The 23,391-nt window shown below is 40.1% G+C and carries 20 protein-coding genes and 1 pseudogene; 2 read left to right on the forward strand and 19 right to left on the reverse strand.

Annotated features, from left to right (window positions below; translation table 11 throughout):
* Window positions 1-63: 63 nt before the first annotated feature.
* The 7 genes and pseudogenes from UFO1_RS26255 to UFO1_RS19450 form a co-directional block, all read right to left on the reverse strand.
* A pseudogene (locus UFO1_RS26255) lies at window positions 64-426 on the reverse strand (flagellar cap protein FliD N-terminal domain-containing protein); the annotation flags it as partial.
* Window positions 427-448: 22 nt separating this feature from the next.
* Window positions 449-1,804 (reverse strand): flagellar hook-associated protein FlgL, encoded by a 1,356-nt coding sequence (gene flgL / locus UFO1_RS19425; RefSeq protein ID WP_038673555.1) that lies wholly within the window; start codon window positions 1,802-1,804, stop codon window positions 449-451.
* 16 nt (window positions 1,805-1,820) lie between these two features.
* On the reverse strand, window positions 1,821-3,332 hold the full coding sequence (flgK, locus tag UFO1_RS19430; RefSeq protein ID WP_038673556.1) for a flagellar hook-associated protein FlgK: 1,512 nt from the start codon (window positions 3,330-3,332) through the stop codon (window positions 1,821-1,823).
* Window positions 3,333-3,362: 30 nt separating this feature from the next.
* Entirely contained in the window at window positions 3,363-4,856 is a 1,494-nt protein-coding gene (flgK, locus tag UFO1_RS19435; RefSeq protein WP_038673557.1) for a flagellar hook-associated protein FlgK, read from the reverse strand.
* Between the two features lie 57 nt (window positions 4,857-4,913).
* Window positions 4,914-6,539 carry a flagellar hook protein FlgE gene (locus UFO1_RS19440; protein WP_051789021.1) on the reverse strand — a complete coding sequence of 542 codons (1,626 nt, stop codon included), beginning with the start codon at window positions 6,537-6,539 and terminating at the stop codon, window positions 4,914-4,916.
* A gap of 122 nt (window positions 6,540-6,661) precedes the next feature.
* Window positions 6,662-7,105, reverse strand: coding sequence for a flagellar hook capping FlgD N-terminal domain-containing protein (locus UFO1_RS19445; RefSeq protein WP_051789022.1), 444 nt, complete (start codon window positions 7,103-7,105; stop codon window positions 6,662-6,664).
* 256 nt (window positions 7,106-7,361) lie between these two features.
* The gene (locus tag UFO1_RS19450) at window positions 7,362-7,934 is read right to left on the reverse strand and encodes a hypothetical protein (protein WP_038673558.1); all 573 of its coding nucleotides are present in this window, start codon (window positions 7,932-7,934) and stop codon (window positions 7,362-7,364) included.
* Between the two features lie 382 nt (window positions 7,935-8,316).
* On the opposite strand from UFO1_RS19450, the gene UFO1_RS19455 reads away from it, so the two are divergent.
* The gene (locus UFO1_RS19455; RefSeq protein ID WP_051789023.1) at window positions 8,317-9,027 is read left to right on the forward strand and encodes an N-acetylmuramoyl-L-alanine amidase; all 711 of its coding nucleotides are present in this window, start codon (window positions 8,317-8,319) and stop codon (window positions 9,025-9,027) included.
* Between the two features lie 46 nt (window positions 9,028-9,073).
* Here the strand turns inward: UFO1_RS19455 and UFO1_RS24155 are convergent, their stop codons facing one another.
* From UFO1_RS24155 to UFO1_RS19505, 10 genes are all read right to left on the reverse strand, one after another.
* The gene (locus UFO1_RS24155) at window positions 9,074-10,501 is read right to left on the reverse strand and encodes a PIG-L deacetylase family protein (RefSeq protein ID WP_051789024.1); all 1,428 of its coding nucleotides are present in this window, start codon (window positions 10,499-10,501) and stop codon (window positions 9,074-9,076) included.
* A gap of 241 nt (window positions 10,502-10,742) precedes the next feature.
* Window positions 10,743-12,668 carry a cation-translocating P-type ATPase gene (locus tag UFO1_RS19465; RefSeq protein ID WP_236639255.1) on the reverse strand — a complete coding sequence of 642 codons (1,926 nt, stop codon included), beginning with the start codon at window positions 12,666-12,668 and terminating at the stop codon, window positions 10,743-10,745.
* A 2-nt stretch (window positions 12,669-12,670) separates the two neighbouring features.
* A complete protein-coding gene (locus tag UFO1_RS19470) occupies window positions 12,671-13,090 on the reverse strand; it encodes a MarR family winged helix-turn-helix transcriptional regulator (protein ID WP_038673559.1) in 420 nt (139 codons plus the stop codon).
* A gap of 459 nt (window positions 13,091-13,549) precedes the next feature.
* Window positions 13,550-13,864 (reverse strand): hypothetical protein, encoded by a 315-nt coding sequence (locus UFO1_RS19475; protein ID WP_038673560.1) that lies wholly within the window; start codon window positions 13,862-13,864, stop codon window positions 13,550-13,552.
* A gap of 158 nt (window positions 13,865-14,022) precedes the next feature.
* The gene (arsM, locus tag UFO1_RS19480) at window positions 14,023-15,258 is read right to left on the reverse strand and encodes an arsenite methyltransferase (protein WP_038673561.1); all 1,236 of its coding nucleotides are present in this window, start codon (window positions 15,256-15,258) and stop codon (window positions 14,023-14,025) included.
* 91 nt (window positions 15,259-15,349) lie between these two features.
* Window positions 15,350-15,793: a MarR family winged helix-turn-helix transcriptional regulator gene (locus UFO1_RS19485; RefSeq protein WP_038673562.1), complete on the reverse strand. Its 444-nt coding sequence runs from the start codon at window positions 15,791-15,793 to the stop codon at window positions 15,350-15,352.
* A 151-nt stretch (window positions 15,794-15,944) separates the two neighbouring features.
* On the reverse strand, window positions 15,945-16,787 hold the full coding sequence (locus tag UFO1_RS19490; protein WP_038673563.1) for a pirin family protein: 843 nt from the start codon (window positions 16,785-16,787) through the stop codon (window positions 15,945-15,947).
* 167 nt (window positions 16,788-16,954) lie between these two features.
* Window positions 16,955-17,194 carry a CDGSH iron-sulfur domain-containing protein gene (locus UFO1_RS19495; RefSeq protein ID WP_038673564.1) on the reverse strand — a complete coding sequence of 80 codons (240 nt, stop codon included), beginning with the start codon at window positions 17,192-17,194 and terminating at the stop codon, window positions 16,955-16,957.
* A 359-nt stretch (window positions 17,195-17,553) separates the two neighbouring features.
* Window positions 17,554-19,242, reverse strand: a complete 1,689-nt coding sequence (locus UFO1_RS19500; RefSeq protein WP_038673565.1) for a methyl-accepting chemotaxis protein — start codon at window positions 19,240-19,242, stop codon at window positions 17,554-17,556.
* A 452-nt stretch (window positions 19,243-19,694) separates the two neighbouring features.
* Window positions 19,695-20,048, reverse strand: coding sequence for a hypothetical protein (locus tag UFO1_RS19505; protein WP_038673566.1), 354 nt, complete (start codon window positions 20,046-20,048; stop codon window positions 19,695-19,697).
* 216 nt (window positions 20,049-20,264) lie between these two features.
* Between UFO1_RS19505 and UFO1_RS19510 the strand changes: the two genes are divergently transcribed.
* On the forward strand, window positions 20,265-21,032 hold the full coding sequence (locus UFO1_RS19510) for an NRDE family protein (protein WP_038673567.1): 768 nt from the start codon (window positions 20,265-20,267) through the stop codon (window positions 21,030-21,032).
* A 159-nt stretch (window positions 21,033-21,191) separates the two neighbouring features.
* On the opposite strand, the gene UFO1_RS19515 is transcribed toward UFO1_RS19510, so the two are convergent.
* A complete protein-coding gene (locus tag UFO1_RS19515) occupies window positions 21,192-21,605 on the reverse strand; it encodes a CBS domain-containing protein (RefSeq protein ID WP_038673568.1) in 414 nt (137 codons plus the stop codon).
* A gap of 232 nt (window positions 21,606-21,837) precedes the next feature.
* Entirely contained in the window at window positions 21,838-23,085 is a 1,248-nt protein-coding gene (locus tag UFO1_RS19520) for a M20/M25/M40 family metallo-hydrolase (protein ID WP_084159877.1), read from the reverse strand.
* Window positions 23,086-23,391 lie beyond the last annotated feature (306 nt).

The following is a 23,391-nucleotide window of genomic DNA, read 5'->3' on the forward strand; positions in this document are numbered from 1 at the left end:
TACCGCTGAACCTTGCACCTCTTTGGAAACGCTAGCGCTACTTGTGAGCGTGGCTGCCGTGGCTAGTTGAGTTACTGTTACGGTATGACTCCTTGCACTGGCTGTACTGGCAGCAGTCACCGAAACTGCACTATCGCTACTAGTGGAAGCGTATTGTAAAAAATTACTTGCTTTCATGATGCTACTGGACGAGGTTGTACTGAAATACTCACTGGAAAAATCTTGAACATCAGTGATAATGTCACGGTATGCTGTCTGTTTCCATTCAGCCGTTTGTAACTTTTGTTGCAATTTATTTAGCTTCTTTGCTTTCTCGGCAGTTACCAGTTGTTCAACGATGCCATCTACATCAATCCCGGAAGACAAGCCCGTAATCCGAGTTGTTCCATTGACTGTGCTGGTTGTTATACTACTACTACTAGACATTTACTCCACCTCCCTATCAGAATTATGCAATATAATCGATCAGCGACTTGGAGATTACTTTAGCCCCAACTGCCAGAGCCGCTTCATAAGTATACTCGGCACTCGTTAATTCCGTAGCTGCTGAGGCCGTATCTATATCCTCATTGTCACTCATAAAAGTACTATATGCTGTATAGGCATCACCTAGGCTACTAGTTACAGTTGTCACAGTGTCCATACTAGCTCCCAAGGCAGCTTGTGCAACCGTCACCTTGCTAAGATCCGTACTGAACTCGTCAATTAAATCGGTTAAATCTAAAGAATTGGTAGTAACTGTCACGTTACCTGACGAGTCTAGACTAGCCGTTTTATAACTGGTATCCCCATCTAGTGCCAGAAGTAGTTTAGCAATGGTATTAAATAGATTGCTGGTACCTTCTCCTGTAACATCCTGCCCCTCAATATTGACAGTCACTTCGCTATTAAAGCCAATATTGTAGTTAATGTCCTGGTCTGTATTGGCAGCAGCAGCAGCTAACGCATCCGAAGTAGTTTTAGCAGCGGTAGCCGCATCAGCTAACGTAGTATTCGTGGGATCCGCATCTGCAGCAGTCTTCGCAGTGGTATAAGCAGTCAGAGCAGCCGCAACGGCATCCGTTAAATTAGTAGAACCCCCATAAGTGGTAACAGCCGCAGCTAATGTATCAGAAGTACTCTGCGCAGCGGCAGCTTTAGCAGCTAACGTAACATTCGTGGGATCAGCAGCAGCTGCTGAAGCAGCAGTATTAGAAGCAGCTAGAGCAGTCGCCGCAGCGGAAGTTAAAGAATTATAGGCATCGCTAGCGTTGGCAGTATAGTAGGAAATGATATCCGCATCATCGATATCCGCTGACACCACGCCACCAAGGCTTAAGTAATCACCTTTAAACGTCACGGTATCGCCAATATCTGTGGACACTACCTCATAGGGTGCTTCGTTCGTGCTATACCCGCCAAAAATATAACTTCCATTATACGTAGTATTCATAAGTGAAATAGCCGATTCCAGTCCTTCCTCGACTGACGCCTTGATACTTGTTAGATCAGCATCACTAATCGTGTCACTAGACGCCTGCGTGGTTAATGTCTTAAGCGTTGTGACGAGGTCGCTCAAATCGCTTAACGCATCATCCGTCGCCGTCTGCCAGGCATCGGCGGATTCCGCATTATCTTGGTATTGTTTTATCTGGGAAACATAGCTGCGGTATGTTACCGCTCGTGCCGCCACTACTGGATCATCAGAAGCTATCTGAATTTTTTGATTGGACGATACAGCTGCATTCGCATCAGCCAGTCGATTTGCAGCCTTATTAATATTCCGCAGCGTATTTGCTGCTACCATCCCATTGGTTATGCGCACAAAGAAAACCTCCTTCTTAATCGTCTACCATGTTGAGGGTAGTTTCATAGATTTCATTCCAAGTACTAGTCACCGAAGCCGATGCAGCATACGCCGATTCGTAAATAGTCAAATTTACCGTTTCCTCGTCACTTGAAACTCCGGACACAGAAGACCGGCTAGTATCGATATAGGTTGCGATAGCGTCCTTACGGTTATATGAAACTTGTGCATAGGAACTATCTGTAGCAACAGTGGCAATGATCGTACTATATAAATCATCAACGGTAGCGTTACCGGAAATAGCGACACTGCTGCATATGCTAATAATGTCATCCAGATTTTCAGTATTGCTTTCCTCACCATCGCTTGAGGCAGTTGCAATCTTATTCGTATCTTCTTGAATATCTTTTGATACTGATATATTCGCTGCAGTAATATTCTGATATACCGCCTCTGTATCAGTACCACTAGCCATTAGTTCTTCCGACGATAGGTCATCATAAGAAAAGAAACGAATTCCAGTCGTCTCAGCTTCGTCGATACCTACCCCGTCAGCGTGACCACTATAGGTGGTAGTACCAGACGTAACCCCTTCATTGAAGGCCTCGGCATAGGTCCGGGCAAAATCATCTAACTGACTGAGGTAGTAGGGTATCCCTTTACTATCTGAGCTATTACCGTCCCGAACCTCAAGGTAACCGTTCAATGCACCAGAATCACCGGAATCGAAATCTTCACCAGAATCTGCCCAGCGTATGCCATACATGCCATACTGGTCACTAGTCGTATCGGTGACGGTATAACATTCCAGTTCTTTCGCATTATTCCCCTTTACTAAGGTAGTCCCCTCAACAGAAATTGTGAGGCTGCCATCATCAGCTTTGGTGACATCGCACCCAACCAACCCGGACAGTTCATCTACCAGCAATCCTCGCTGATCTTCTAGCTCATTGGTAGAAGCACCTGAGGCCGTAGCCAGGGTAATCTGCTTGTTCAAAGCGGCAATCTGGGTTGCGTAAGAGTTGATTTGATCTACTGTTGTCTTTACATCGCTGTTGATATCACTACGTAGTTGAGTCAATTGAGAAGAGGCATCATTTAAGGTTGAACAAACGCTCTCCGCTGCTTCCAGCACCACAGCCCTAGCTGATGTACTGGTCGGGTCGGTAGCCAGGCTGTCTAAGGCTGTGTTGAAAGTATCTAGCGCTGTACTGATATAACTAGTATCCGTACTACCTAAAATAGTCTCTGCTTGTTCCAAGTAAGTAGATTTGGCCTCCCATAAGCTTGCTGCACTATTTTCCTGCCAATACTTTTGGTCAAGGCGAAAACTTCGCACGCTATCTACAGAAGTAACCTCTACCCCATTTCCAACTAAACTGCTACTATAGACTGCAGCCGGTCCAATGGATGTCTGGTTCACCACTTGCCGTGAATAACCCGTTGTATCTATATTGCTCATATTATTCGTGGTCACTGTCATTCCAACCTGAGCGGCATTTAACCCGCTACTCGCAATACTAAGTCCCACAAAAGTTGAAGCCATTTTACTCCCCCCTTATTTTAGCCCGAATCCTTAATCAAGCTCGTCAATCAAATCACCAATCAAGCCATCAATCGTACTCATAACTTTAGCACTGGCAGCGTAGGCAGTTTGAAACTTGATCATGTTTGACATTTCCTCATCGATCGAAATGCTCGAAACCGACTGCCTCTGGTTGTCTAGCTGCGTGACCACAGCTGCTTGGTTTTCATAATTGGTTGCCGCGGTATCACCAGCAGTCCCGATCCAAGAAGTTACCGCTTTATAAAAGTCTGTAATATCAAGAGACAAATCGTCACTCTTGTAAAAAGTCGTATCGCTATCAAGATCGCAAATCTTATCAGCAATCGTATTGTCACCGTCTGCATCACTGGAAGAGGTAACCACCTTATCCGAATCATCTATTAGTTCCGGATTAACCTGTATATTGGTAATACTCAACGGCTGGCTGTCATCTATGGCCGTAAAAAAGTCAAGACCAGCGTCCCCATTGAGATCGACGCCGGAAGTGCTCAACGAATTAATCTCAATTGCAAGTGTTGTAATCAAGACATTTAAAGCTTGCCTCATGGTACTGATGGAACTAGTTGCATCTGTGGTAAAGTCATATGGAATATCGCTGGCGTCAAGGGTTTCATAACCGGTTTGATCCGCATCTTCCATATAAGCCGCAATGCTCCCACTACTAATCTGAGCTGTACTACCCGAATCAACCCACTTCACACTCAAGGGATCATCCGTTGTCCCAGTACCTTCGACAACCAGCGCATGCGTAGTATCACCATTCACCAATGTCGAGCCACAAATAGTAACTTTTAGCGTCCCATTGGATTCGGTAACACTAATGTTGGCCAAAGCGGACATCTCGTCCAGCAAAACGTCACGCTGATCCCGCAGGTAGCTGGCCTCGCCGCCACCTGCCTCTGCCTGAGTAATTTGCTTATTCAAGTCGGCAACTTGCTCAGCCAGGTCATTGAGACTGTCCACGCCATCTTCAACCCCAGTCACAGCATCTGCCTGCAGCTGCTGCAATTGGTCATCGATATCGGTCAGCATTTCGACCAAGTCAGCACCGGCTGCGGTAACCGCTTCACGGGTACTTTCGGTACTCGCATCCGTCGACAATGTTTCCCATGAATCGAAAAAGTCGGTTATCGCCTCCTGAACACCAGAAGTCGTAGTCGAAGTAGTATCTGTAGTCGTGCTAGTATCGAATTCGCTTAATATCTCGTCCATATATTCCAAATTTCCGCTTTTTACTGAGTAATAAGTGGAATCCGCATTCTGTGTCCGATAACTTCTGTCAAGGAATATATCACGAGATCGCGTGATGGATGCCACGCTAACACCATTATTTGTAGATGTCCCACTCGACTGAACGGTACTTTCTGCAACACTAGTCACTTGCACTTTTGAAGCTCCCGTGGTATCCACATTCGCAATATTCGTGCTTGTTGCTGTAAGGGCGGCCTGATTCACATACATTCCTGAATAAGCGACGCTGTAGGTGCCGAAAGTCGACGCCATACGCTCACCTCCATTTATAAGATGCAACTCGTTCGATAGTAACATTAAGTTGCGTTATTAATTTTTCATGGCCATGAGAGCCTGCAGCATATCATCAGCAGTAGAAACGACTTTAGAGTTAGCCTGATAAGCCCGTTGAGCGATCATCATCGCACTGAATTGCGCCGACAAATCCACGTTAGACAACTCCAACGCGTAAGATGTCATCGTACCTGTGCCGTTTGTACCGGCTACAACAGTTTTATAATCACCAGAACTGGAACTCGTGGTATAGAGATTGTCACCAGTTTTTGTCAACCCACTCGCATTGTCAAAAACCGCCAATGCAATTTGTGCTATTGCTTGTGTTTGATTATTACTGTATGTACCTGTAATGATTCCATCAGAAGAAATACTATAACTCGACAGTGTTCCCGACGCATATCCATCGGCATCAGCGGTCAGAGTAGCGGAAGTGTTGCTCGTAGTCGTAATATTGGAAAAGTCCATCTCCACTGAAACTGCATCGGTGTTGGCAGCCGTAGATTTAACGGTAATTGCCGGAGTAGAATCAAAGGTTAAAGTGGTACCAGCGGCAACCGTGAATGTTGAGGTACCAGTTGTAACTGTCGTCGGTGCAGCTAGAGTAACTGTTCCCGACGAGGTTGTAAAAGTAGCTGAGCCATCTTTGGAAGTTGTGGTAGTGGTATTGCCGTCTGCATCTACCAACGTAATATCGTATTGGCCACTAGTAGTCGTGGAATCCGCCACAGTGACAGTATAACTACCTGCCGTCAGCCCCGTACTAACACTAATATTACTGTCACTATAGCCAGCAGTATTGGTAGCGGTATCGACTGTCGCTGTAAGCGGGGTGACTGAAGTCACCATCTTACCATCTGCGTCAAAGGCAACATAGCCGCTAGAAGGACTTATCGTTGCATCTGTACCACTGGCTTCCCAGTACCAGCTAGTGGTTGAACCATCTGTCGCACACTTTTTCCAATTGAGCGTAACCTCGGTGGTATTGCCCTGTGCGTCCACAACATCGACTGATGTTGTGGCGTCCCAATCTGTAATCGCTGTGCTACCGATGTCTTGTAGTGTAGCACCTGTCACCACATCAGATGTAGAGTCAAGGCTACTACCAGTACTAAAGGTGACAGAAGTTGTAGCCTCAGCAGCCATAAGCTTATTATTGCCGCTGTAAAGATTAATCGGTTCGACAGTGCTATTTGTATTGAAAACTTTGTTGCCATCTTCATCAAGAGTATACGATGTCTCCCACCCACAAACTTCATAACCATTTATATTCAGATTCCCTGAGTCATCAACAGTCATATTACCAGCTCTAGAAAACTCATATTCACCGTCCGTACCTGTCGATACAATAAAGTAACCATCACCAGTAAGAGCCACATCAGTTGCATTACTAGTCGCTGAAGTACTGCCTACGGTCATATCCGTATCCGTGCTGGCAATTTGGACACCCAGTCCAACTTGCTGGGCATTGGTGCCGCCAGTCGTTGCGGTAGAAGCAGTAGCAGAACTGATCGTCTGGCTCAACACATCACTGAAACTAACCGTCTGTGATTTATATGCTGTGGTGTTAACGTTGGCAATATTATTAGCAATTACATCGAGGGCAGTTTGCTCACTTTTAAGTCCCGATACCGCGGAACCTAATGCAACCATCATAGCCATAAGAAAAAAACCTCCAAATTATTATTTTATCTCTCATACCATTTCATCTCTCATTCAGAAATAGTGATTAACCTCCCTGATTGGGTCCGGTTAAAAGCAACAATTTATTTATTATTTTTATGCTACGTCGAAGACGTAGTAGTGGACGTAGTACTAGAATCTGCCACCTTGGTAATGGCAGAAAGATCTACCGTTGTACCCCCAACGTTGACATAGGTATTGCTGCCAGAAATGGTTACTGACTGCACAGTACCTGTGCCCGTCACTGCATTGCCAGATGTGTCGGTAGTAGAATAGGTCGCTGTCTTGCCAATCATACTAAATGCTGTAGAATTATTTAGAGAACTGTTCATCGTTGACAATGCCGACAATGAGCTGATTTGGGCCAGCTGGGTTACGTACTCAGTACCGCTAACTGGATCGTCTGGATCCTGGTATTTCAGTTCTGTGGCCAATAGTTGCACGAATTCGTCGAAATCCAAACTAACGGTTTCTGCTATGCTAGAGCTAGTTGTAGCCGTCGATGTACTAGATGTGCTAGATGTGACGGATGATGTTGTACTCATTTATTTTTCCTCCATTTTTGTCGAATAATATTTTCTATTACCAGTATCGCAGGCATATATTTAGTTTTTATTTAGAAAAGTCAAATCTCAAAAAAATGTTTATTGGTAAAAAAGGATAGCTACTAAACCCTATTTTCCCTATAGATAAGGGGCTGTGGTAACTCGTTTATGAGTTACCACAGCCCCTGCTGTTTGTTACTTATATACTATTTAGCTTACTTCAATGCCCTAAATGATGATATTTAGTTATCGCAAATCAGAAATTCAAATTAATAAAGGTTTTATAGGTCGCATGAACTGCGGCAATAGTTGCTCCAATCAGATCGCCAATCATATCTAGATCCGTATCTAGCAAACTAGGTTGGCTAGGTAAGGGTGGATGGGAAATAGTATCCGTCAGAAATTCTAATATTTCATAAAAGGCTCCAATACTAAGCCCCAAACTTACTACCAAGATAAATTTAAAAGATCGAGTCAAAGGGTATTTTAGTAATTGTACAACTAAAATATAAGCAAATAAGGAAAACGAATAGGATCCAAAAACATGCAAAATTTTATCAAAAACTACAGATGTAGCATACAGGTTCAAATAATATCCCCCAAAACCGTCGCATAAAAGTGAAATCACTACTACTACTCTAACATAATGATTCATATATAATCCATATCGAGCTTCTAAAAATGTATATAAGAGCCAAAGACTAGCCGTCACCAGTATGCTTCGTATATAGTCAAAATGTCCTTGGCCAGCTAAACCAATAATAAGTAGGATTTGACTCGCGATAAAAAATATGGTTATTTTAAGAATTGTCGAATTGTGATTCGTCATGAGACCTCCTGGCTATCATATATGTTCTATAAGAATTGGTGTCCGCCCCCTCTCGCTCCCACCCCAGCAAAATGTTGCCATTCCATAGGAACCACAAAGATGCAATAACAAACCTTATCATTCTTTCACCCTTCTGTGTCTTCTATTTATTATTTTGCACCACAATCACAAATATATAAGTAAAAAAAACCTTGCCAACATACACCTTGCAGATTCTATTTGATGTTTATCCCATGACAATCTGCTTAAAACTCTAATTCAAATCTTCTTTACGCTAGATCATCATTAGCTTCAAAAAAAGTTTTTACTCATTTGAAGTATTCAATACATACTACAAACGCTCTTTACTGCATATATGTAACTCTAAGGAGGTGTGAATAATATGAGGGTTCAATACATCGCTAAACGTCACTTTTTTTTATTTGTATTATCTACCCTATTATTAATAAGCACCTTATATGCCCATGATAATATAAGCCACAAACTATCGGGAAAAATCATTGTAGTGGATGCTGGTCATGGCGGTATTGACCCTGGTGCAAATCGTCAAGGCGTTCTCGAAAAAGATATTAATTTAGCCATAGCGTTACAACTTAAAAATATTCTTAATGAATATGGTGCAAAGGTGGTACTATCTCGTCAATCGGATATTGACCTAAGCCCCGAGTGCGACAATGAAAAAGTTAGAGGGCGCTATCGTCGTGATTTGACTGCTCGCGTAGAAATGGCCGAAGAATCAGATGCCGATTTATTCATTAGTCTTCATGCTAACGCGGTCTCAAACGCAAGTAGGCAAGGTGCAGAGGTTTTTTATTATGCTAAATCCGAAACTGGCAAGGAATTATCCAATGCGATTCAAGCTGAGCTCGGCAAAGTGGTAAAAACTCCGCGAGCAGCCAACCCTGCCCACTACTTTGTATTACGTCGCAATAAGATTCCTGCTGCACTTATCGAAGTTGGGTATATTACCAATACAGTAGAACGTTCCCTATTGCAGACACCAGAACATCAGAAGAAACTGGCAGACGCAATTGCGAAAGGCATTAATTCTTATTATCACCCTTCTTTTTCACTACCTAGAACCACAGGTTAGCTTAACTAATGCTGCTGGTTAAGCCATTGAACTTCTACAAAAAACATTAGAATTTGCTGAGAAAAGCCGGTTGCCACACTGTGTGGTTAAACATGATACCAAATTGATTTTTCGTCTCAACTCGGATAAAAAGAAAATTCTTCAATTGGGTTGGGGATGAAGAAATCTTAATGATAACATCATCTGGGTAACGCACAATATCATCTGGAGATAAGTTGGTATCGGCCTTACTAAAATAAACTGTTTGCTTCTCTCTACTCATTTGATGATCCGATAGACTAAAGGTCACAATTGACACATCATATTGATTTCGTTTTTTCGAAAATCCTGGTATATGAAAACGTATCCAAATCGTGTTGCCTTGCATATAGCTATAAATGCTTGTTATTTTCCCTTTAGGTTCCAAAGCACCAACTGGATTTACGCCCCGAGGATTCACTAAAATTGGCTCCTGATTGGACCAAGTATCAAGATTTCGTAAATCTACATCCAGCGGTATCTGTGTTATTAAAGGAAAATGCACCTCCTCAAACAATTCATTCTTGCGAATGAAGCTATATAATAAGCTCGACATAATCGGGACGCGAATTTGACTAACATATTCTTTAATGGATTGCTCTTTCAAAGCTTCCATATCCGAGTTTATTGGATATTGCAGCCAGCTACTAGGCTGTGTCTGGTATAATGGTTTTGGCGGTGACAACAAAGCATCTGTTTTATAACCATGGGGGATTGGAAAATCCCCACGATGGATTAAATATGTATATAAATTAACTCCTGGTACGAATTCACCCTTGCTAAGTTTCATAAAAGCAGCAGCAACAAAGGCCCAAGTCGACGCATGATCAGGGTGCTCATCTGCTGGATGTGGTGCTAAAATAAGGTTAGGTTGAAACGCAAGCATTATTTGTTCTAGATTATTTAAAACAGTTTCTCCAGTATAAGGAGCATTTTGCTGATAACTAGTCGTATAGGGTGAATGATCACTTCCAGTATAACGAGATTGATAAGGCTGGCTATTATTCCAATAATCCGACCATATTGCTCTAAGGCCGCGATCAGGAAACCCGAGAAAAATAATTTGTTTTTCTGGCACGCCCAGCAAATGCAGCGCATGTAATGTTTCACTCTGACGGGCATACCCCGAATTCACGTAGTCTTCATTAGTAAGGAACAAACGATGGAACTGTTCTTCTGTAGCAACAGTAAAGCCATCACCATTCGTCATGAAAACAACCATAACTTGTCCGCCTGCTGCAATGACATCATGGATGACACCAGCGCAGCCGAGTGTTTCATCATCACAATGAGGAGCGATCACTAGTAAGCGGGTCTGTTTTTGTACTACAGGCAAAGATTGAAGTAGCACATTGGCCTCAGGTTTTTCCTGATAGTAAAAATAGAGAGAACTTATAAAATATAAAATAATACTTACTCCTACTATTACATATAGTATCTTGTAAATATGCCTCAAACGATAACAACCCTTTCCAGTAAAGTTTATATTAGTCTTCCGCCAATGTCATATCTAATACAAGGAACAAGCGTGATGATTTTTATTATGCTACAAATTTTATTTTTTTATCGACTACTCACAACTGGTAGTTGTTTTTTTTAGCCGTGGTTAGAACAAAAATAAGCCTTGTTGAGATAAATCTACACTTTATCTCAACAAGGCTTATTTTGAGGGCTACTACTATTTTTACATTAGGGTATCATTCATGGCGCAATAAACGTGCGGAATTCAATACAACTAAAATTGCTCCTACATTATGCACAATGGCAGCGGCAACAGGTCCTAATAATCCTAAAGCGGCCAATATAATTGCAGCAAGATTAATTACATTAGCAACTACAATATTTTGCCAAATGGTGCGAATGGCTTTTCGACTTTTCTGTATTGTCTCCGGTATCTTTTTCAAGTCATCAGACAATAATACAATATCTGCCGCCTCAATCGCTATATCTGTTCCAGAATACCCCATAGCAATGCCGATATCCGCCTTAGCCAAAGCAGGTGCATCATTGATTCCATCGCCGAGCATTGCCACCTTGAAACCTTCTCGTTGATAGGTTTCAACATATTTTACTTTATCATCAGGTAGTAAGTCCCCATGTATGACGGGAATATTCACTTCTGCTCCTACTGCATTTCCCACTGCTGTCGCATCACCAGTCAATAGCACTACTTTCTTAATTTGCTCACGCTGTAATGCCTCGATTGCTTCTTTAGCTCCTTCACGTATAGGATCTTGAATGGTAATGATCCCCACAATATCACCATTCGCTGCAATAAAAACGACTGTCGCTCCCGCCCCTTGATTTTCAATGCAGTATTCTTCTTGATCCGTTGTCAGCATAATATCTCGGTTTTTTATTAGCCATCGATTACCTAACAAGAAAATTTCATCATCTTTTTTCGCTACTATACCTTGCCCAATGACAGGTTCCCAAACCGTCGGTTCAATAAACGAAACGCCTTCTTTTTCTGCCTCTTGTATAATTGCTTTTGCCAAATGATGCTCAGAACGTTTTTCAATGCCAGCTGCGATTGCTAGTAACTGGTTTCGTTGCCACCCATTGTAACAACGAATGTCTTTCAAAAAAGGTTTCCCTAATGTGATCGTTCCTGTTTTATCAAATACAACTGTATCTAAAGAGCCTACCCTTTCTAATATTTCGCCTCCCTTGATCAAAATACCACGGCGAGCAGCAGCTCCAATAGCGGCTGCTACAGCTGTAGGAGTACTTAATAGCATAGCACAAGGGCAAAAAACAATTAAAATAGTTACTCCTCTTACAATATCGCCTGTCACTAGATAAACTAACACTGCAATCGCAAGACTTAATGGTACAAACCAATTTGCCCAGGTATCAATAATTCGGGCACTAGGCGCCTTACTTGCTTGCGCCTCTTTAACCATTTTAATGATATGACCTAACGCTGTGTCTTGACCAACCTTCGTTGCGACAATTTCAATACTCCCCATGGCTACTATCGTTCCACCAAAAACATTCACTCCCGTATGACATTCAACTGGGATTGATTCCCCGGTTATCGTCGCTTGATCAACGGTTGCATGACCAGCTGTTACCATGCCGTCCACTGGAATTTTCTCTCCTGGTTTTACTAATAAGATGTCTCCCGGTTTTACTAATTCGGCAGCAATTTCTCGTTCGCTGCCCCCTTCTAAAATGCGGGCTTTTAAGGGAGTTAAATCTGCAAGTTTTTTTAATGCGGTATTTGATTTTTCTAGGGTAATATGCTCCAACATTTCGCCTATCGTCATGATTAGTGCAACTTCAGCAGCGGCAAAATATTCCCCAATGGCAATGGAAGCAACAATCGCAATACTTACCAACAAACCCACCTTGGTATCACCACGACGATAAATGGCGCTAACTGCTTCTTTAATAATCGGCAATCCCCCAATGATTGCCGCAAGCAAAGCTGTATTGATTCCTAGAATATTTGGCAGCCACTCCAGCCAATAGCCAAGTAACAAAATCGATGTAGCAGCGATTACTATAAAGTCCTGTGTATGACTTCCTTCTCCATGTTCCATGCAGTTGGATTCATTTTCTATTTTTTCTGCGCTAATTGCTTCTTTTTTCATTAGCAACTTTTCCTCGCTCCTCATGTCTAGAACGCCTCCTCATTAATTTTCTTAAGGATTTTGATCAATTGCTCATTTTCTTCACTGGAAAGGACGGCGAGAATTTGCTCTGTTAGATTAGAATGATATTGATGATGTTCAGAAAAAGCATGCAGACCTTTTTCTGTTAGCGTTATAAGATGGACACGCCGATCTTCCTTGACAGACTCCCGTTTGGCGTATTCTTTTTTTTCTAATCGATCAACGGTAACGGTTGTCGTCCCTGTCGTTACTCCTAAGTGCTGAGCAAGAGTTTTCATCTTCATTTGACCGTATGTACCTAATATCTCAATTGCATGGGCCTCGGACACGGTCAAATCGCTAGTTTTTATCACCGAGTTCTCCCACGAAGAAAAACCATTATAAAAAGTAAACAATTCATGTGTTAATTCATCCAATGTATTCATATTCCTTAACTCCTTCGACATTCAAATTGTTAGACATAAATAATGTTTGATATTCAAACTAATAATAAAATATACAGTAACATTTGTCAATTAAATTTTCCATTTTGCTAGTCAAAATAAGAAAAACGCTACGCGTCCTTTTAAAAGATAGACGTTTTGAAACACAAAGACACAAAGCCGCTTACGCGGACACGGAGAACACAGAGGGGTAGAATAAAAATGTCTCTGTGTTCTTTGTGCATCTTTGTGTTCTCTGTGTTTAACGTACTCTTTTGTGTGCTGCACCGCAGCATTGCGTCTTTGTGGTTCAATGGTTTTACCCCAAAAAACTTATACTTTCTGATTCCGTAAAAAGAGACTGGCTATTTTGCCTGTCTCTTCCTGCCCTTACGTTATTCTACAATCTAAAAGCTCCGCTTTTATGCGGAGCTCTTTTTGACTCTTGTTTATATGTATTATTTAGTCTGTACTATCGTTACCTGAATAGCTTACTAAATGGGAAAATCCCTTTGCTTCGAATTTGAAAATAGCTAATCCTTCTTCAAATTTTTCTGGACAATCGTGAACTTTTGAAACCAAAAACTCTAAGCCATATTGGGAAAAGATATTCCATAAAGAGCATGGGAGTTCGTCTAATTCCTTATATGTTATTAAGAATTGCTCATTATATTGCCCCTGGAACAGCCTCTCCCTCCACAGACAGTCTTGACTGATATCTCTCACAACATCTTCTAGGTATTTTTCGTGGGATTTCTCTGCAATAGCAAATTTCATGATTATTATTTCCTACTTTCATTCAATTTAAGGAGTACAGATTAGGGGGACTATGCTACATCATCGAAATCATACCACTTCTAGCATGCAATTGCCAGGAAGAATCATCCTCAAGCTTTTTCGTATCGAACTTATCGCCACGTCCCTTCACCAGGGTATTATAACTTTAACTTCATACAACTACTTGATGTGGGGCAGCAACTATCCAATGCCGAACTTTGCATGAGATCAGCAGATATTTCCGAACGTTCTATCTTATAAAATCCCCAGCGTGCCGCAAACTTTTCTGCTGTTTGCGTTAAAAGGTATATTTCTTGAATACCTGCCTGACGTGCTATAGATAATGAGTGCTCAACTAAAGCAGTTGCAATTTTACGTTTGCGAAATTCTTGAAGAACCGCCATGGATCTTAACATGACTTGAGTTCCAGCAAATTCAAGACCGATTACACCGATAACCCTTTCTTGAACAGCTACCAGAAAATTGGCCAGGTTTTCTTCTACCCCAGAGCTTGTTAGCCCATTTTCAAGTAGAAGTTTATGAATGGCAGACAAATCTGTATCTTTAGCAATGCGGATTGAATAATCACTGCCTTCATTAAAAACTTTTACAGGTTTTTTAGCGCGAATAAAGGCGCTGACTAAAGCTCCCTTTAACTCTTCTCTTTCTACTTGAGAGAATTCAGGTAAAAAAGATGCTCCATGCTCATCACTAAAGTCATAAGTTCTTGTCCTTACAATTTCTATATTTGTAAATCCTGCTGCAGTTAGTTTCTCTTGGTATTCTTGTTCAAGTAATGCCCCTGCAATACATCCAGCCCAAGCAGTTATGCTTTTCTGCACACTTACTGGTAGTTGGCGGGTTACTACAATATCAGATATAGCAAATCTGCCGCCAGGTTTTAGCACACGATATCCTTCCTGTAATACCCGATCTTTATCAGCAGAAAGATTAATTACACAATTGGAGATAATTACATCTATCGTATTATCCCCCAATGGAATGCCTTCAATGTGACCTTTTAAGAACTCGGCATTTAAAATATTAGAAGAAGCTTGGTTTTTTTTTGCGACAGCTAACATTTCATCTGTCATATCCAGGCCATATGCTTTTCCATAAGGTCCAACCCGCCTTGCTGAAAGGAGTACGTCAAGGCCAGCCCCGCTGCCTAGATCAAGAACAACTTCCCCGGGGTACAGCTCGGCAAGAGCCGTTGGATTGCCACAGCCAAAAGATGCCTTTACAATATCTTCTGACAATCCTTCCACGTCATTTTTTTCATATAGTCTTCCAGTTACCGGATTTTCAGAGGTAGAAGCTCCACAGCAATTAAGCTTATTTGTAATAGCCTGCGCATATTTTTTTCTTACATTTTCCCTAATATCCTGTGTCATAAACAAACCTCCTACTATTTTTTATAAAAAAGTCATGCTACTAAAGTGTCAACATCAATTTAATATTAGCCCAATCATGCTTTCAGCTTTTTTAGCAACATTTCGTATTTTTTAGTGCATCTGCAAAAATTTGCAAGCTCTCAATTACCTGCTCACGCTTTCCTTCAGGGACAGCATTTAATATTTCGGAAAAGTATACTTCCATCCGTTGCTCAATGCTTTTAAATAATTCTTCTCCCTTATCAGTAAGCTTTAACTTGACGAAACGCCGATCTTCTGGATCCGCTTCCCGCAGCATGGTGCCATTATTGACCAGCTGATCTACGGTTCTACTTACAGTACTTTTATCAAGATTAAGTAATTCAGCCAGTTCATTGACAGATATTTGCTGCTTTCGACCGGTTTCAATGATTGCATGGCATTGTGTTAATGTAATACCACAACATATTGCCCCACCACGCTCTAAAAGTCCAAGTTTTCGGATTAGTAACCGAGTCATTTCTCTAAGACGTTGACTTGGATCAACAAAATTCATAGAACCACCTCCTAGTACAATTTTACTAATATTAATTGCAAATTGCAACTGTTTCTTTAAGAAACCATATAAAAGAAAGAAGGGCAGTTAGATCTACGCCTAACTGCCCTTCCCCTTTAACAAGTCTCTTATACTGTTGAGAAAGATTTGATTATCGGATAAACTTATTTTCCTCTAAATCTTTAAAAGCTTGATTCAATTCTTCTTTTGTATTCATAACGATGGGTCCTCCCCATGCAATTGGTTCCTTAAGGGGTTTCCCAGCTAAGAATAAAAATCTTATACCAGTATTTGAAGCTTTTACCCAAAAGGTATCTCCTTCATTAAATAGTATCGCATGTTTCTCCGAAATAAACTCCTCATTACCTGGACTAAAACAACCTCCTCCTTGAAGAATATATACAAATAATGTGGAATCTGCTTCCGTCTGGAAAGACCATTCACAATTTTCCTTTACTTCTACATCAAAATATAAGGGTTTGACGTAATCGCCTTGGATAGCACCAGATACTTCTTTATAATTTCCAGAAATTATATGTATTTTATAATCATCCTCCTCAATAACAGGGATGTTCTTCTTTAGAATATCTCGATACTTAGGTGCAACCATTTTATCCTTAGAAGACAGATTGAGCCATATCTGAGCTCCCAGCATTCGATCACTAGATTTTGGCATTTCTTGATGAATAATCCCAGATCCTGCAGTCATCCATTGACAGTCTCCATCCAAAATACTACCTTTATTCCCTAGGCTATCTCCGTGTTCTATATCTCCATTTATAAGATAGGTGATGGTTTCTATACCACGGTGAGGGTGCCAAGGGAATCCTTTGATATAATCATCAGGATTCACAGAATCAAAAGCATCTAACATTAAAAATGGATCAAAATCTTTAACATCATCATGGCCAAAAACTCTTACTAGCTTGACACCAGCACCATCTATTGCCTGTTCTCCTGTTACAATTCTGCGAATTGTCCGGATATTACTCATAAGTAATTTACCTCCCAAGCTCTATTTTTATAGGCTCCCACGGAATGATGGAATCTATTAGTAAAATGATATGGTTCCTATACTTTATTCTAACTTACACTCAATGAAAATATAAAATGCCAGCCAACAATTTAATACTAACCGTCAGCTGACACTTTACCTAATTATTAAAGATTATTATGTGTTCCATCACAGAATGGAGGTGTTTTAGTATGCTTACAGGCACAGAGATAAACCGTTTCATCTTTTTCAGCAGTAAACGCTAATGGCTCAAATGAAGTTCCTTTATGTGCCCCATCACAAAATGGTTGATTAGAGCTTTTGCCACATTTACACCAATAGTAGGTTTCACCCTTCTTAACATCAACAGCAATAGGTGATTTTTGAGAAATTACTGGTTTTTCCATTCTTATCTCTCCTCTTTTAAATTCTTCTATTAATTAAGTTTATTAATAGACATCATTAATTTATCTACGCTTCAATTTATACTATTTGTATAACCTTTTCATGCATTAAATAAGAAGAGTATTTAGATTCATCATCATTGTACCACTTTATGGTAAAACCTTAAATATAAATAATAAAATACGATAGATAAGTACTACATTTTGGCCATATCTTTTTGCTGAAATATCATTTTACAACTTATTTTTCTCCTCCAAATCAAAAGGACTCAACTAGTAAGAATACTATCTGCTGGCTGAGCCTTTTGATTTTTTAGCACATTATAATGTAAAATTTCTTCACACTTTTGGAGTTGGTTATGTTAGAACTTAAACCTTGCAACAACTTCTTGCAACTCTACGGCCATATGTGCCAGTGCTTGACTGGAAGAAGCAATTTCTTGCATAGAGGCAGATTGTTCCTCCGTAGCTGCAGAAACAGTTTGGGTTTGACCACTTATATCATTACTAATTTGATCAACTTTTTGGATATAAACACCGACTTCTTGGCTATCATTGACCATCTGCTGAATGGAACTAGAAATATCTTTACTTTGATCCGATACTTGGCTAATTAGCTTAGAAATCTCCGCAAATGATGTCCCAGCAACATTTACTACATTGATACCCGTACTTACCTCACGAGTTCCTTCCTCCATTGCGTTAACTGCTTTGTCAGTTTCTCCTTGAATTTCACTAATCAAAGTGGCAATCTGTTTTGCTGCTTCTTGAGACTGTTCCGCTAGTTTTCTGACTTCATCCGCTACCACAGCAAAACCCTTACCTTGTTCTCCTGCCCGAGCAGCTTCAATTGCAGCATTTAGAGCCAACAAGTTGGTTTGACCTGCGATACTGGAAATAGCATCAACAATTTGCCCGATCTCTTTTGAACGCTCACCAAGGTTAGTGATCACTTCTGAAGACTCGCCCACTTTTCTATCAATTGTACCCATTTGTTTAACAGCTGCCTCAATAGCACGCCTCCCCTTTTCTGCGGCATCGGCAGCTTGATCACTTATGTTCATAGAATTAACTGCATTACCTGCAACCTGTTGAATACCAGTTGCCATCTTATCCGTAGTCGTTACAGTCTCACTGATATTCTGGCGTTGTTTCTCTGTATCTTCTGCCACTTCAATAATTGTCATCGCTACTTGTGTAGCGGCTTGCGCTGATTGCTCTGCACTCGCAGTTAATTCCTCAGAAGATGCCGCAACCTGTTCTGCGGAAACCGATACTTGACGAATAATCGTCCTAAGGTTAGAAAGCATTTGGTTAAAGGCCACAGCGAGTTGTCCAATTTCATCACTCGACTGATAGCTAATATTCTCAATCGATAAGTCGCCATTGGCTATTTTGCTAGCAGCTTTGGCAACTTCACCCACTGGGCGTGAAATACTGCGGGAAACTAAAAAAGCGATGATCATAGACATAATAATTACAATAATATTAACCACAACGAGGATAGTACGGGAACTTTTCGCATCCTCTGCATATTTTCCTTGCTCTTGCTTTACGTAATCTTTAGTAGAACTAACTAGCTCTTCGGTAGCGCTCATTGTAGCTTTATAAGGCTTTCCAGCTTGAGACATATAGATAGCCACTTCATCTAGTTTATTTCCTTGTTTAGCAGCCATAGATTTTTCTGCTATTTCTTCATAAGCTGCTTTTTCTTTTTTAATCGTTATCAAGAACTGATTGGATTTTTCGGTATGAAGACTTTTTTCCAGCCAAGTTATCCGTTCATTAGCTTTTGTTTTATATTCATTATAAACTTTAATATCATTGGGGTCCCCGGTAAAATTAAATCGGCGCATGACAACGGCTTCATTTGCAATATCTGAAGCAGCCCCCTGCACCATTTCCATTTTTTCAATATTTACTTTGCTAAACTCTTGATAAGATGACGTTATCTCACCAATTTTCCAGTATGTAAACCCACTCATCAGAATAACGAGAGTCAAAACAACGAGAAAACCTCCTGTTATTTTCTTTCCTACGGTCAAGTTCATAAATAATCCTCCTTTTTTTATAAAGACATTATTGCTAAAGATAAAAAGTAGCTTACTATAAAGGCTCCCACCCCTAAATATAAGCTTACATCCACCAGCCGATATGTTATTATTACTTAGATGCGACGAGACTTTCATCCCAGCATTTTAAAAGGATATCAATACAATCACTAAACTATACAGCTAAATTTCGACAAAATAATATAAACTCCTTTTCAATATGTCATTATTTTACCAAATTTTAAATTGTTTCTCTGTTTATCCCATATGCCAATAGTCCTAATTAAAGCTTACGCTAGGTACTAATTAAGTAAACGGATAGGATTTATAATAATCATGAAGATGGACGCAACGAAACCCAGTTCTCATATTGAGAGCTGGGTTTCTTAAATAGCATTCACATGCCCTGTTAGACCTTTTGAAACCATTAAACTTCCTCATTATTTATGAAGCTAGGATTTTTTATTCCACGGTTTAAAGCTTTTAATCTTATCTAATAAACCTTCTGTTTTACCGTCAAAGGTAATGGCTCGATCATCAACAATAACAACTGCTGGGGGTTTTTCATCGGTTACGTCATCCACTGTTATATCATATTTTTTTAACCATGCATTGATTCCTTCAATTCCTCCAGGCTGATAACACCTTGAAGAAACAACAACTACACGATAATGCTTACGTATTTCAGCAATGGCTTCCTTAATACCCTCCACTGGAGGATCAGGAATTACACCAGCACCTTGCCAACGACTAGTATAGCTGTTAATAACTCCATCAAAATCAAATATTACCGTTTGTTTTTTCATCATCATACCTCCTTATAACATCAGTATTCCCCATATAGTTTAAAAAACATTTTTGCTTATAAAACATATCTCTCATAGAAGTTTTTTGGGAACATTCTTTCATAATCAATTACGCTTTCTTAATTTTTTGTGTAAAGTTATCTTATTTAGAGTATTTAGCAGGTAATAGTAGATCTCCTGTAGAAAGCATCAGGCTAAGAGAGGTGATTACGTATTATGTGCTTAATTTTATTCGCTTACCAACACCATCCTAACTATCCTTTGATTGTGGCTGCCAATCGTGATGAATATTATGCTCGTCCCAGTGCACCAGCCCAATATTGGTCTGATCATCCTCATATTTTAGCTGGAAGAGATCTAAAGGAACTGGGAACTTGGATGGGTATAACTGTTCATGGACGTTTTGCTACCTTAACTAATTATCGCGACCCTCAACGTCATTCTGACGAGGCTTTATCTCGAGGCCATTTAGTTGCTGACTTTCTTCACAATCAACAACCACCACATGAATACCTAGAAAAAATCGAAAAACAAGCTAAGCAGTATAATGGTTTTAATTTACTTGTTGGTGATCTGCAATCTTTATGGTATTACAGCAACCAACAGGAACAAATACAACGGGTTACGCCTGGAGTTCACGGTCTTTGCAATCAGCTTCTGAATACGCCCTGGCCCAAACTTTTAAACGGCCGCAAGCAATTGGCGCAATGCCTTACTGGAGAAACAGTTTCTGAAGCGGATTTATGGGACATTTTAACTAATGTTGAAAAAGCACCGGATGCTACTTTACCCAATACAGGTGTTAGTTTAGAATGGGAGCGTACCTTATCTTCTATCTTTATTGAAAGTCCGGAATATGGGACACGCTCTTCTACCATATTACTAGTAGGACATGATGGATCGGTTAAATTTGTTGAAAGAACATATCACTCATCTCTATCTTCTTGGCAGGAAGTCTCCTATCAACTTAAGCTCAAACTTTAAGACATATTGCATAGTACCCATGTTTGGATGTCGATAGGGTTGATACTAAGAAGCTATATTAGAAAAAATGTATACCTACCTAAAGTAAAGAAAGCGAATGCCAAAAAGGCATCCGCTTTCTTTATTTTAGTATCTCACTTGCTTTTCTACCACTCTTTTTTAATAATTGACATCACAGGATTTTTTGGCAAAATACTCAATAATCTCACTACGACGAATGATTCCGATAAAGATCCCACTATCATCCACCACAGGGACAAAGTTTTGTGCGATAGCCAAACAAAGTAATCCTTCCATCTCTGCATTTACTCGCACTGGATTGTTTATCATCCGCAAGGGAATTTCTTTTATCATAACCCGCTCAGTATCAGCAAAGGTTAATCCTGGTGTATTTTTCATTTTCCATAATAGATCACCTTCTGTAATTGTCCCAGCATATTTACCATGCTCATCAATGAGAGGAACAGCTGTATAACGGTGATATTCCATTTTCTCAAGGGTTTGCCGCATAGTACTATTATCCGGCAAATAAACTACTTCGCTTTTTGGAATCAAAAAAAATGCTATATTCATAGAAAATAATCCTCCAACTTTACTATTCTACTTACTGTTATATTAGATAGCCCACAGAATAGTACCTAATTTCGGATAATCTTAAATTAGATGACTATAGCTAATAATATTACCATGCATGGCGAAGCTTTGGCAAGTTTGACTGGGGGTTTGCTCTACCAGATAGCATAGAAAAAAGTTCCATTTACCTCATTATGCAAATGGAACTTTTATTATACCTACACTCAGATACTTAGTTAATTTCAGGCCACTTCCCAGTTAATTCAAGAATAAAACAAACCAATGCCACGGTGCGAGGAACTGCAGTTTTTAGATCAACAGATTCATGATCCGTATGTTCATCATAGTTTTCTACCCCCAAGGCATCAATTGTAGGAACGTATTTGGCAGCACGATTCCCATCAGTAAGCCCGCCGGCTATCCATTCAACAACATCAGCATTATACTCACGTTTTACTATCTTTTTAAACATATCAACTAATATTTGTGCCTGTGGTGTTTTCTCCATTGGACCTGTCTTGATGCCGCCAGTCACAGTGACTTTAGTTCCAGGAACAACGGTTTTATGGGGAAGATCCTTTATTTCTCGATCAAGACGTTGCTGCTCTGCAACACTGAAACAACGAACATTAATTTTAGCAAAGGCATCTTTAGGAATCGAGTTAATTTTTTGATTACTTGAACCAATTACACCCACATTGATCGTGTTATCTGGGATAAATTGGCCATGGTCTTGAATACCTTTTTCTTTTAGTTTCTCCATTGTAAGGCTGCTAGGGTCATCCGATAAGGGACTAGCCATCTTATATAATAAACTAATTTGATTTCCAAGCTCCATAATAGCATTTGCTGAGATCTGAGAAGCGTTTCCATGGTGTCCTGCAATGCCCTCAACTTGAATTTCATAATTAGCACTACCTTTGCGTTGCGTCACAATCCCCCAATTAGGGCGAGCAGTGTCCATTATAATACACATATCAACTTGTTGAGCAAGTTCTGCAACGATCTCTTCAGCAGTCGATGACCCGCCTTCTTCCTCACCATTATAATAGAGGATTATTTCTTTAAAATTATCATAATTTAAATCCTTAAGAGTTTGCATTGAATAAATCGTTTGGACAACGGTTGCTTTATCATCCCCTACGCCAGGTCCGTAAGCAAACATATTTTCGTCCACTCTGAATGGACGTTTCTGAGCTTCTCCCTTTTCAAATACAGTATCTACATGAGCAATTAATAATAGTCGTAACGATCCCTTGCCTGTAAAGCGTACAATTGTGTGAGTAGCTCTTGGATTTTTTCGATACTCTACACTTGCTCCAAGCGCTTCCAATCTTGCTCCTACAATTTTTGCAACAGCATCAGTACCCTCTGCATCACCATTACCAGAATCAATATTAGTCAGTTTTTCTAACTCGTTAATAAAATCAGGTAAATAATTAGCAACAATCTCTTTTACTTTTTTACTATCTATCATCATGAATCCCCCTATAGTTACTATGTATTCTGTAAAATCACTGCTCTATAGTTACCTCATTATTCTATCATGATTCGTAGTAATATTTAAGTAATATTCTGAATGAATGATTATCTACTAATCAGTAACTAGGCAATGTCCTCTGAAAACTATATACTACAAATGTTGAATTTGCAATATTTTTAAAAGAGGGATTTTTCAGAATATGTCTAATATAATATTGTGTAAGTGTCTCTTGTAGGAGAACAGTCCTGCAAGCTTGCATCCCGCTATCACTATTTTGCTTATCTTGCTACAAGAAATTATATT

This window comes from Pelosinus sp. UFO1 (assembly GCF_000725345.1).
Lineage (GTDB): Bacteria > Bacillota > Negativicutes > DSM-13327 > DSM-13327 > Pelosinus.